We start from the raw sequence: 12,251 nt of genomic DNA, 5'->3' as shown, positions 1-12,251 counted from the left end.
AGTGAGCGAGAATAGATGTTCCAACCACTTTTCTAGATTTGTTTTGAGTAGATTTCTTGAAGAGGTTTATTAGGCCTCACCAGTCAAAGTAATGTATTCCCATTTTCTAAAATAATAGTTGCAATGACATTATATATCAAATATAATGTGAATAGTTGCAATGACATTCTATTTGGAGTTGATGTTTTCGTGGACAATGATATGATTACGCCTGGCAGATACATTTCGGCCATTTACCGTCATCTGCAAATCCTCACAACAGCCCGGCTTCAGCCATACCGAATCGGAAGCGGGCAGTATATCTTCTTGATGGTGCTCGCAGAAAAAGAAGGGATTTCGCAAAAGGCGCTAAGCGAAGAGCTTCTGATTGATAAGACAACGACGGCGAAGGCAATCAGAAAACTGGAAGCAGAAGGGTATGTGCAAAGGGAAATAGATCCCACCGATAACCGCTATAATTTACTTTATTTGACGGAACTAGGTAGAACAGTTATGCCGAAAGTACGAGCGGTATTGGATGATATCGGTAAAAACAGCCGGGTTGGCATGGATGACGAGGAATATGAGCTCATGCTTGCCCTGTTGAAAAAAGTGCTGTGCAACGTGAGCGAAGAGGTTCACCGAAGAGAGAAAAAGCTATGACTCAGCACCATCAATAGAACCAACAGGTTGGCAAACAAGCTTTATTTACAGCAATATATATTTTTCGTTCTTGCTGTTTTGTATGCAATCATTCTGTCGGATGAACAAGAAGTTGGCTCACTCGTGCAGTTTCCCAAAGAAACTTTTGACGATCGGTATACTATATACGAAGTCCAGTAAAACTTAAAAAAGAAACATGAAAACAATTGTCTCATATTTACCTATGTGACTTCCATTGAAACAAAGCCTAAAAAAGTAAAGCAAGTGAAAGACTGGAGGAGAAAAATGAAAAGATTATTTGAAGTAGATTCATCAGAGTACCCATTTAAGGATCATTGGTTGCCTTATCGTGACGGATATGTTCACTACATTGATGAGGGACAGGGGCCGACTGTTCTTCTTCTTCACGGGAATCCCACATGGTCTTATCTCTATCGAAATGTCATTAAAGAGCTGCGCGGCGGCTGTCGTCTTATCGCTTTGGATTACCCTGGATTTGGTATGTCAAAAGCACCTTCCCACTATGGATTTACATCACAAGAGCAATCGGAAGTGGTCACGGATTTAATCCGTCGTTTGGAACTAAAGAATTTTGTTTTAGTCGTCCAGGATTGGGGAGGACCGATCGGATTAAACTATGCGGTTCAGAACCGGGAAAACCTGCGCGGCATTGTCGTGATGAACACTTGGGCCTGGCCCACGACTCTTCTTCCAACGAAGATTTTTTCTTTGGCAATGGGGGGATGGCCCCTTGGATATTGGCTTCAGACACGACAGAATTTCTTCGCCAAAGTCATGATTCCACAAGGGATTTTCCATTCTGAAAAAGTTACGGAAAACTTGAGAAAAGCCTATACCGACCCATTCCCAACTCCAGAATCAAGGATACCGACATGGATTTTTCCTAGACAGATTCGGAAAGCACGATCGTGGTTCGCGGAAATTGAATCGAAATTGTCAGTATTATCTGATTTGCCCGCGCAAATACTCTGGGGTATGAAAGATAACGGCTTTCCACCCGAAGAGATGAAAAAATGGCAGGGATATCTCAAAATGCACGAAACCGAGTCCCTTAGTGATGCTTCTCATTTCGTGCAAGAGGATCGGCCAGATCGAGTTGCAGCATCTATTCGGAGAGTCCTTGAAAGAACGTCGCAAGAATGATAGAGATTAGACTGAACAAACTACGTTTCTTAACACCATTCCGAGAGAATTGTCTGTTTAGATACAAAATAACCGGTTCCTTGTACGTTAAGGAACCGGTTATTCATTTTATCGTTTTTTATAGAGTTTTTCTCTCGTAATGGTCTTAGGTTATTAAAACTTGCTTTTTGGCTTAAATTCCACACATAATCACCTGTCAATGTGATATGTTCCCAACCAAGTGGAGATATATGTTGTAAATATTCCTCTGGAATATCCACTCCTTTTGCACGTAAAGCATCTACTGCACGTGATATATATACTGTATTCCATAATACAATTGCTGAAATAAGAAGTTGCAAACCACTTGCTCTATGTAATTGATCCTCATAAGAACGATCACGAATTTCTCCTAATCGATTGAAAAATACAGCTCGAGCAAGTGCGTGTTTTGCTTCACCTTTATTTAAACCAACCTGAACACGTCTTCTAAGCTCAGGACTCTGCAACCATTCTAATGTATATAAAGTTCTTTCAACCCTTCCTATCTCACGTAACGTTACGGATAAGCTATTCTGCCTTGGGTAGGCTGCCAGCTTTTTAAGAATAAGAGAAGCTGTGACGGTTCCATTACGAATAGAGCTAGTTAAGCGTAATAAGTCATCCCAATTTTCTCTTATTTTCTTTGTATGAATTGTTCCACCAATCATAAATTCTAGATGCGGTTGATTTGAGGGCTTTTCAAACGTATAAATTTTATTTTTACTAAACGTTTTAATTCTAGGAGCAAATCGAAACCCTAACATATGACACATGGCAAAGACATGATCTACAAAGCCCGCCGCATCCGTATAATGTTCTTCAATTTCCAAATCTGTTTCATGATACAATAGGCCATCAATAATATGTGGCGCTTCTTGGGGTAGCACCACACATCCATCAACTTAAGGATTTAGACTATTCTTAAACATAAAAGCACGTTACTATTCTCTTATGTTAATGAGAAAGGGTGACGTGCTTTTTATGAATATGCATCAAAAACAAGAGCTGTCTTTATTTGCCGAAGAGTTATATCGATATATGTCTCCCGCTACACTTAATCAATTAGCTATAGAAGCAGGCGGGATGAAACGAAAACGCAAGTGCCACGGGCACCATTTCTTATCTTTGTGTGTATGGTTAAATCAACAAATCGCTACTACCTCTCTTACTCAACTTTGTAGTCAATTAGAAACTTCAACAGGAATTTTATTAAGTCCGGAGGGACTTAATCGACGATTTAATTCGGCTTCAGTAGCCTTCTTTCGCACTGTATTTACTACACTTCTACAAGCTAAAATTGGAGGAGTATCTAAGATTTCTCATTCTCTTTCTTCTTATTTTGAACGGATTCTCGTCCTTGATTCTACAACCTTCCAAGTTCCAGATCGATTCGCAACTACTTATCCTGGTGCCGGAGGATGTAGTCATACAGCTGGTGTGAAAATTCAACTAGAGTAGACTTGTTAAGTGGAAAATTTTCTGATGTGGAAATTGAACCAGGAAAACGAAGTGATCAGGCATATAGTGCGACTCGAACAGGCATGGCACAAAAGAATGAACTATATATTCGTCACTTAGGATATTTTCGTCTACAAGATTTTAAGTCTATTCAAGATAAGCAAGGATATTATTTATCACGTCTTAAGTTACCAACTAAAATATATAGAAAAGAATTCGAAACAGTCGTATTTAAAACAAAACCCGCTCAATTGAGACCGGTATATATACAAATTCATTTGGAAGACATCATGAAACAATTACAACCTGGCCAAATGTATGAATTACATGATGTATATGTGGGGAGTAAAGACAAACTGCCTACTCGCATTGTAGTTTATAGATGTACCGAGGAGCAAAAACAGAAACGCCTACGTGATCGAGCTATTCGCGAAAAGAAAAAAGGAATTACATATACAGAGCGTACAAAACTTTTACAAGGCATTACGGTATATATGACAAACATTCCTACGGAATGGGTACCAAAAGAGAAAATTTATGATCTATATTCACTGCGTTGGCAAATTGAACTGTTATTTAAAATATGGAAATCTTGGTTTCAAATTCATCGTTGTAAATCTATTAAACAAGAACGCTTAGAATGTCACCTTTATGGGCAACTCATTAGTATTCTATTATGTTCTTCTACTATGTTTAAAATGCGAGAACTCCTGTTACGTAAGAAACAGAAAGAGCTAAGTGAATATAAAGCGATGTACATAATTAAGGATTATTTTTTACTTTTTTACCAAGCATTACACAAAAACACCCAAGAATTATCAAAGGTTCTCCTTCGTCTGTTTAACCTCCTACAGCACAACGGACGAAAATCTCATCGATATGAGAAAAAGACAGTCTTTGATATTTTGGGTGTTGTATATGAGTATACCACTTCTACTCATCAGGTAGCATAGTAAAAAAATTGAAGCCCGTCAGGGTTTATTTGATATGCCAACTTTTATAAAATCCAGAAAAGATAATAAAAAACTATATGGAAAGGACACATTTTGTATAAAAATATACCTTAAGTTGATGGATGTGGGGTAGCACCACATCGCCATCAAGCTAATATTTTAAAGTACCTCCTAAACGAAATTTTTCTGTCATTACAGGTAGCTACTTTGAGAAGTCCGCTTATTCTTTCGTTTTTTGGCGTTTATTCTTCTTAAGTTGATAGGCGTATGGTTACACTTATCAATAATCGCTTTTATTTAACATTGGGATTTTACCGTTTTTCAACAAAGTATTTATTAAAAAAAACCAACGATTCATTAAATCGATGGTCTTATGTTTATATATTATTCATTTGTATCTGTATCAAATTTTTCCAGTACTTTTAATAAAATAGTTAACATAATTGTGGATACAATCGCTACAATTAAAATACCTTTAGGTGATAATTCAACAGAAGTTAAACCTACCTTTGCAAGGGCAAAGTATCCTACATATGTTGAAAGGAATGTTGAAGCTATTGAGATTGTAAAACCTAAAAAGCCTAATTCCTCTAATTTCTTTTCAGGTAATCCACATTGACTTAAAATCTTTGTGAAAATAGCCGCTACGATGAATAGTCCGAAAGATAAAAGGAATAATGACATTACTCCAGGATATACAATTTCATCTGGCATCCATTTTCCCAATCCTAGCATTAAAAACGCTGGAAGAAATAACGGTAAAAATAGCCCTAAAATCATGACCACAATTTCCATTTTATTTGGTGTTTCATTATTATTTCGGTTACTCATAAGTCCTCCTAAATATTAGTATGAATGATAATCTTCTAAACAGTTCAATATATAATATCACATTAGATATATGGATTTTATATTATTTTTTATTCTGAAAATGGAGCGGATTATTCACCATTTGTAAGCTGGATACTCGGTAATATACCTTATACTTTCTTATCAATCTTTATTTTAGATAACGCCACATGACCATGAAGCTCAGGTTTCACACTATTCATTAAGAAAAAAAGACGTTATTCTTTCTGTAGAATCATAGGAAAGGATGGCGTTTTTGTATGTCTATTTCTGTATCTGATGAATTACAACTATTTGCTCAAGAAATTCAAAGATTTTTATCTCCAAATATCTTACGGGATTTTGCTAGGGATGTCGGTTTCGTACAACGAACCAGTAAATATCAAGCAAAAGATTTAGTCGCTTTATGTGTATGGATGAGCCAAAATGTCGCTACAACTTCTTTAACCCAGTTATCTAGCTGTTTAGAAGCATCAACAGAAATACTCATTAGTCCCGAGGGACTGAATCAACGATTTAATAAAGCGGCCGTTCAGCTTTTACAACACGTATTAGCTGAACTACTAAACCAAAAATTAACCTCATCTATGCCGCTTTCTTCTCCATATACTTCTGGTTTCAAACGTATTCGTATTTTAGATTCAACCGCATTTCAACTCCCAGATTCTTTTTCATTTGTTTATCCAGGTGCAGGAGGATGCAGCCATACAGCGGGGGTAAAAATTCAACTTGAGTATGATTTATTAAGTGGAAAGTTCCTACATATGCATACAGGTCCCGGTAAACAGCATGATCGAACCTACGGTTCTCTGTGTGTCCCAACTGTGACAGCGGATGATTTATGTATCCGAGATTTAGGGTATTTTCATTTGAAAGATCTTCAACATATACAAGATAAAAAGGCTTACTATATCTCTCGTATCAAGTCGAATACATGTATTTATCAAAAAAATCCTAACCCTGATTATTTTCAAGATGGAAGAATCAAGAAAGGTACAGAGTATATCCAGATAGATATGGAAGTCTTGATGAACTCTCTTCAGCCAGGACAAACATGTGAAATATCCGATGCTTATGTGGGAATGACTGATAAAGTGCCAACTCGTGTGATTGTTCATCGACTAACAAAAGCACAACAACAAAAACGATTACAAGATCAAACTGTAAGAGAAAAAAGAAAGGAATAAAGTATTCTCCTCGTAGTAAACGACTCAGTGGTATCAATGTATATATGACAAACACCTCTTCAGATATTGTCCCGATGGGACAAGTACATGATTGGTATTCTTTACGTTGGCAAATCGAAATTTTATTTAAAACTTGGAAATCATTCTTTCACATTCATCATTGTAAAAAGATAAAACGAGAACGATTGGAATGCCATTTGTATGGGCAACTGATTGCCATTCTAATTTGTTCCTCTATTATGTTTCAAATGTGGAAGTTACTTCTCATGAAGAAGAAACAAGAGCTGAGTGAATATAAAGCCATCTATATGATTAAAGACTATTTTTTTCTTCTATTTCAAGCTATACAAAAAGACACCCAAAAATTATCAAAGATTCTTCTTCGTCTGTTCAACCTCCTACAGCGAAACGGACGAAAATCACATCGATATGAGAAAAAAACAGTCTTTGATATATTAGGTGTCGTTTATAACTGTACTATTTCTGATGTTCAAGTAGCTTAATAAAAAAACAAACCCGTTAGGGTTTATTTCGCATGCGAATTTTTGAACAGTTTACTCTGTTCCCTTATAAAAAGTAAAAAAAGCTTCCGAAACTTTCCTACCATAACCTTAGGTTGATAGCGATATGGCGCTACCCCTTCTTCTGAAGAACTAATAACTTGTACATAAAATGGAGCGTATTGATCTGAGATATGGGTATAAAAACTTAATCCTGGATCCCTACCATGTTTAGCATTTACTTGTGCTAACGGACTAGACTGACCACCAGCTCTAAAGAATTGTCCATCAGAAGATGAAGAAGCAAAGTAGCATCTCTCCTATAGGAAATGCTATTTTGCCCCCGGTTGTAAGAACACTGGTACTCCCCCCTTGTAGCTCATCAGACACTGAAACAGGCAGACAAAAAACGCCATTCTTTCCTATAATTCTACAGAAAGAACAGCCTATTTTTTCGTTTTATGGATACAATTTTACTTTATCTTTATGCTGATGGGATACTCCCCCTAAACATTTGCCATGATTCATGTTTGGATGAATGCTTACTTCTGTTTAATAGGCAGTGCATAATAGCCAAAAGCCAAATCGAGCAAGGCGCTCGCTTCTTGACGCAGTAACAGATCCTTCGGACGGAAGGTAAAAGATCCGTCAGCGTTGATGGTAGTATCAGGGTCTATGATTCCTTGTGAGGCAAGGGATTGAATGGACTGGACCGCCCAGGCATCCGCAGTGTCGAGCAATTTCACATGATTGGCTTGGTCAGGTTGAATCTGCTTCAAGTTTTGAATCATGGTTGCTGCAACTTGTCTGCTAATCGGAGTCGCACGGTCATATCCTGGTATGCCTGCTATAAATTGCTTCTTAATCCCTTCGGCTTGACCCGGGAAAATGTTCCATCCATGTGCCAACAACAAGGCATCAGTAAATTCTCCTTGTGTCATCGTGCCCATCGGATCGAATAGATTATCCGCTTTAGCATCCATGATGTTTAAAGCATGAAGATTGTCGATATGGCTTCTATAGTTACTCTTTTGCGGGACGTCTGCAAAAGGTGGTTTGATATTGATTTTCTGAGATTGAGCAACAATGCCTAGGCCTTTAGGACTGGTATAATAAAAATATGCGATTTCTCCGGCCGCATTTTTTTGGAAAGCAATCTTATTTCCTTCTGGATCCACAAACAACAACGGGTGAATCATTTTAAGGACTTGTTTGCCAGCTGTTTCATCTTCCATGACCAACGTTCCATTCTCATAGGTAAAGTGGGTACGAATCGCAAACGCACGTGTGTTTTGGTACATGCCCAAGTATTTTTGGGCTTCTTTTTCCTCTAACGAGAGATATACTGTTTTCTCCGCCTTGGGAGCAGGGAAATAATGGTCCATGAACGCTTCATACACTTCTCGACTCATCATAGAATCATTATTGTAAGACATGAAGAATGCGGTTTTTTGTTCAGGTATCAAAACCATCAATGAAGAATGTCCTGGCATATTCCCGCCCTTTAATGCGACATGTTGACCATTGGCAAGGTCATTGAAATATGTTTCAAATCCAACTGTCGCAATAGGAATCGTCTTATCTGCGAAAACTTGGTAGGCGTGCATCATATCCATGCTTTTTTTACTTGCGATTTCTTTACCTTCAAACTTTCCATTCTGTAGCTGCATAATCATGTACTTTGACATGTCTTCCCCGGTGGACAAAATGCTTCCTTGTGGACCATCAGTTGGAGCGTGCCCATTTGTTGGATGAGGATCGCCAGTGGGACCGTAATGTGTAGCCATTCTTTTGAGAAGGTCAGGCGTAAAGCGTACACTTGTAGACTTCATGCCTAATGGTTTGAAAATATTCTTTTCCATATATCGTGAGAAAGATGTGCCTGTAACATTCTCCACTGCAAATCCTGCGAGTAAAAATGCAAAGTTGTCATACGTATAAGCTTCACCGGGCGGCCGTACCACTGTCGGCATATGTTTAGGTAGAAATTCTTTGATTGATATATTTTTATTTACATATTCAGGCCCGATTAGCGTGGTGATATCGGGCAGGTCTACGCCGCTGGTATAGGTCAACATATCAAACAGGGTGAGGGGTTTTCCTGTTTTATTGGGGATTTTCAATCCACCGAGATATTGTTGTACATCTTGATCTAGTTTAAGCTTTCCTTTATCAACTTGTTGCATCACGGCCAAGGCGGTAAAAGTTTTCGAGACTGAAGCGATTTGAAAGACCGTGTCCTTATTGACGGGAATCTTCTTTTCTTTATCTGCATAACCATACCCTTTATTGACGACGACCTTTCCATCATGAACGACGACAAAACTTGAACCATTCACATTGTACTTCTTCATTTTTTCTTCAAATAACGGATCAGCAAAAGATTCTACTTCTTTTTTGTTATTAGGTGCTTTCGTCATTTTGATATTGGTTGCAAGTGTCGATGATTTTGATTTTCCAACTTCTAATGATTGTTGGGAACATGCAGAAATCATGCTTGTAGAAGTGAGCAGAATTGAGACGAGCCCCAGTTTATTGATTGCTTTTTTCATTTTTGTACACTCCTTTATGAGATTGAAAATTTCTTGTTAGCACAACGAGTTGTCAGCTCGTTAGTGTATGAACCGAGTGTAGCAAGTGGCAAGTCATAGTAACTAGTGACCTTTCGTCATATTCATGCATGACATAAAAAATAGAGCGTAGTACGGCTAGTTTTATAGCCACGACCTACAAGTTATGACATTTTGACACTACTGTGTGTGACAGATGAAAAGTTAGAATCGAAGGGCGACTCATAGGGTATTAGCAAAGAAAAGAAAATGGAGGAGAGAATCTAATGACAAAAGAATCTGTTCAAAAAAGCTTGCAAGATTTCTACTTTTTGTTGTTTACCTTTGGATCTGGATTATTTTACTTTTTCTTTTATTTGGTCAGTATTACATTTGCATTGGTGCTGACGGTTATCTTCATAGGTATTCCTTTGTTGGCATGGGTGCTGCAAACAACTCACACGTTTGTCCAGTATGAACGCATTCAGACGAAAGTTTATACGGGTATATCGATAGAGCCAATCTTGCCAATGACAAAAAATGAAGGGGATAAATGGATTAAAGCGAGAGAGGCAATTCTTAATAGTAGCAATTGGAGAGCTATTTTTTGGCTCATGCAAAAATCTTTTGTTGGAGTGATTAGCCTTATATGTGCCGTTATATTGTACGTAGCTCCGTTTGCATTTACCTTAACACCATTACTTTTTCAATATTTTGATATATACTTATTGGGAATTGTTGTGAATTCATGGCAGAAGGCTATTTTTGTCATGATTGTTGGGTGTATTCTCATCTGGATATGTATTTGTATTGGAAACAGCTTAGTTCGAACAATTGGAATGTACACGCGTTCCATGTTTAAAGCTATTAAGGGGTGATAATTTGTTTAAGACCTTGAAACTATGGTTCTGGTATGATTGGTTATTACTTTGTATACGTTTTATCATTTGGCTATCATTGATGGTAACGACTATCCAACACCAAGACCATTTGACTGTACCACTTTGGATCATTATCCTTTGGGAAGTCACTTCATTTTCAATACCTTGGATTTGTTTAATGTTCAGTTATCGCTATTATCTATTTACTGAGATAATTTTATTTGGCGGAGTATGCTTCTACTTAACTTTATTATTTCCGTCAGCGTACCTTGCCTTTTTAATGCCGACTTTTATGATTGCGGTAAATAGTGCTCATAAATCATACCGTTGGTCGGCTTCTATCACAATTGTTTTATTTCCGTTGCTCATTGCAATATTTTCCCATGGAATAGATGTATGGGTGATTATTCTACAAATCGGTCTGGCTTTTGCTGTGGGTTCTTCCTTTCGTTTACTAGTTGTCAATTACCGTCAAAGTGAAACGATTCGGAACCAAAAGCATGTATTGGAACAGTACGTATCTCAAGTTGAGCGGATTACTTTACTGGAGGAACGTGACAGGCTCTCAAAAGATTTACATGATACGATGGGGCATTCTTATACCTCAATTATTATGGGGATGGAAACATTACGTACGGAATTAAAGACTAAAGAAGGAGAGCAAAAGCTCGACTCATTATTACAATTGGCCCGTAACAGTATGGAAGAAGTAAGAATGTATCTACATCAGATGGACTTACCACAAGAATCGCTTGCCTTAACTCTCACATTACAACAATTGACAGAGGAATTTGAGAAGCATGCAAAAGTAAATGTACGTACTCGAATAATAGGAGAAGAGTATACGGTCTCCAAGCAATCAAAACTGACAATGTACCGGAGCTTACAGGAATCATTAACAAATGCGGTTCGCCATGGACACTCCACCGAAATCATTGTGTCACTTCATTTTGAGCCGCAACAGATAAGATTGGATGTGCAGGATAATGGCTGCGGGGTAGAGGAATGGAAGGATGGCTTCGGATTAACTGCGATGAAAGAGCGCGTAAGTCAGTTACAAGGGAGAGTTATTGTTTACTCCAAAAAAGGAGAAGGGACGTTAATTTCATGTGCGTTACCGAGACTTGTACAATTGTCCAATGAACCAATCCGCTTGTGTATCGTCGATGATCATTCTTTTATTCGAGAAAGTCTTCATACAATTTTGGATGGACAGGATGGCTTGCAAGTAGTGGGAATGGCTGAAGATGGAGAACAGGCTGTAGAATTGTGTGAAAGACTAAAACCAGATTTAGTATTAATGGATTTAGAGATGTCCAATCTGAATGGGATTCGTGCGACCAAAATAATTAAGGGGAAATGGCCAGACATTCGTGTCCTCATTCTTTCAACGTTTCAGGATACCAAAAGGGCGAAGGAAATCATACGAAATGGAGCTGACGGTTATTTGCTGAAATCCATAGATTCTCGTGAACTAGCTGAATCGATTCGCCTCATCTATCGGGGAGGCACGATGATTGACCAAGATTTGTTCCATAAGATGTGGGATGGATATGATGAGGAAGAGTCAGTCGAATTGAAGTCAGATGGAAAAGAGTATGGCTTAACGAAACGCGAGTTAGAGGTTTTGAATCTTTTGTCTCAAGGAGTCCGTTATAAAACAATTGCTTCGAAACTTTACTTATCAAATGGCACAGTTAGAAATTATGCCTCTACTCTTTATGACAAGCTAGAAGTCAAAAATAGGGAAGAAGCCGTGCAAAAAGCAAGAGATACAGGATTACTCTCGTAAGAGGGAGTGCTGTCATCTGCTAGGGGTACGTGAATGATTCTAGTTTTCAGGGACCACACTTCAAAAAATGTAATTTGAACGTCTGTTATAGGCGATTTTATAGATTCTATAAATAATGTTTAATTTTCAATAAAGACAATCATATAAAACCCAACATAATCGATCTTATGTCAGGTTTTATAGTGAACATTAGCTGTGTAACCCTTATATATGGAATTAATCTAAAGGATGGCCCCCATACCCCGAATCGGTCAC

At 37.9% G+C, this 12,251-nt stretch carries 6 protein-coding genes and 4 pseudogenes; 6 read left to right on the top strand and 4 right to left on the bottom strand.

All coding sequences use genetic code 11. The annotated features are described in order from the left end of the window. Nucleotides 1–189: 189 nt before the first annotated feature. The gene (locus ACUN0F_RS00840; protein ID WP_445539006.1) at nt 190–642 is read left to right on the top strand and encodes a MarR family winged helix-turn-helix transcriptional regulator; all 453 of its coding nucleotides are present in this window, start codon (nt 190–192) and stop codon (nt 640–642) included. 285 nt (nt 643–927) lie between these two features. Further along, a complete protein-coding gene (locus tag ACUN0F_RS00835; RefSeq protein ID WP_445539005.1) occupies nt 928–1,806 on the top strand; it encodes an alpha/beta fold hydrolase in 879 nt (292 codons plus the stop codon). Between the two features lie 134 nt (nt 1,807–1,940). On the opposite strand, the pseudogene ACUN0F_RS00830 reads toward ACUN0F_RS00835, so the two are convergent. After that, nucleotides 1,941–2,705: pseudogene (locus tag ACUN0F_RS00830) on the bottom strand (Tn3 family transposase); the annotation flags it as partial. 103 nt (nt 2,706–2,808) lie between these two features. On the opposite strand from ACUN0F_RS00830, the pseudogene ACUN0F_RS00825 reads away from it, so the two are divergent. Then, a pseudogene (locus tag ACUN0F_RS00825) lies at nt 2,809–4,238 on the top strand (IS4 family transposase). 384 nt (nt 4,239–4,622) lie between these two features. Here the strand turns inward: ACUN0F_RS00825 and ACUN0F_RS00820 are convergent. Next, a complete protein-coding gene (locus ACUN0F_RS00820) occupies nt 4,623–5,069 on the bottom strand; it encodes an epimerase (protein ID WP_445539004.1) in 447 nt (148 codons plus the stop codon). A gap of 278 nt (nt 5,070–5,347) precedes the next feature. Between ACUN0F_RS00820 and ACUN0F_RS00815 the strand changes: the two are divergent. Then, nucleotides 5,348–6,777 (top strand): annotated as a pseudogene (locus ACUN0F_RS00815) (IS4 family transposase). Nucleotides 6,778–6,926: 149 nt separating this feature from the next. Here the strand turns inward: ACUN0F_RS00815 and ACUN0F_RS00810 are convergent. Both ACUN0F_RS00810 and ACUN0F_RS00805 read right to left on the bottom strand, forming a co-directional pair. Continuing rightward, nucleotides 6,927–7,076: pseudogene (locus tag ACUN0F_RS00810) on the bottom strand (Tn3 family transposase); the annotation flags it as partial. 240 nt (nt 7,077–7,316) lie between these two features. Beyond that, a complete protein-coding gene (locus ACUN0F_RS00805) occupies nt 7,317–9,326 on the bottom strand; it encodes a serine hydrolase (RefSeq protein WP_445539003.1) in 2,010 nt (669 codons plus the stop codon). Nucleotides 9,327–9,610: 284 nt separating this feature from the next. On the opposite strand from ACUN0F_RS00805, the gene ACUN0F_RS00800 reads away from it, so the two are divergent. Both ACUN0F_RS00800 and ACUN0F_RS00795 read left to right on the top strand, forming a co-directional pair. Next, entirely contained in the window at nt 9,611–10,201 is a 591-nt protein-coding gene (locus tag ACUN0F_RS00800) for a sensor domain-containing protein (protein ID WP_445539002.1), read from the top strand. Between the two features lie 4 nt (nt 10,202–10,205). Then, nucleotides 10,206–11,996 carry a response regulator gene (locus ACUN0F_RS00795; protein WP_445539001.1) on the top strand — a complete coding sequence of 597 codons (1,791 nt, stop codon included), beginning with the start codon at nt 10,206–10,208 and terminating at the stop codon, nt 11,994–11,996. Nucleotides 11,997–12,251: the final 255 nt, after the last annotated feature.

This window comes from Bacillus sp. 1A (assembly GCF_052682215.1).
This window is presented reverse-complemented; position numbering and strand designations above follow the sequence as displayed.

Coding starts and splice junctions, on each gene's coding strand:
- ACUN0F_RS00835 (WP_445539005.1), top strand. CDS start 928: ATGAAAAGATTATTTGAAGTAGATTCATCAGAGTACCCATTTAAGGAT.
- ACUN0F_RS00820 (WP_445539004.1), bottom strand. CDS start 5,069: ATGAGTAACCGAAATAATAATGAAACACCAAATAAAATGGAAATTGTG.
- ACUN0F_RS00805 (WP_445539003.1), bottom strand. CDS start 9,326: ATGAAAAAAGCAATCAATAAACTGGGGCTCGTCTCAATTCTGCTCACT.
- ACUN0F_RS00800 (WP_445539002.1), top strand. CDS start 9,611: ATGACAAAAGAATCTGTTCAAAAAAGCTTGCAAGATTTCTACTTTTTG.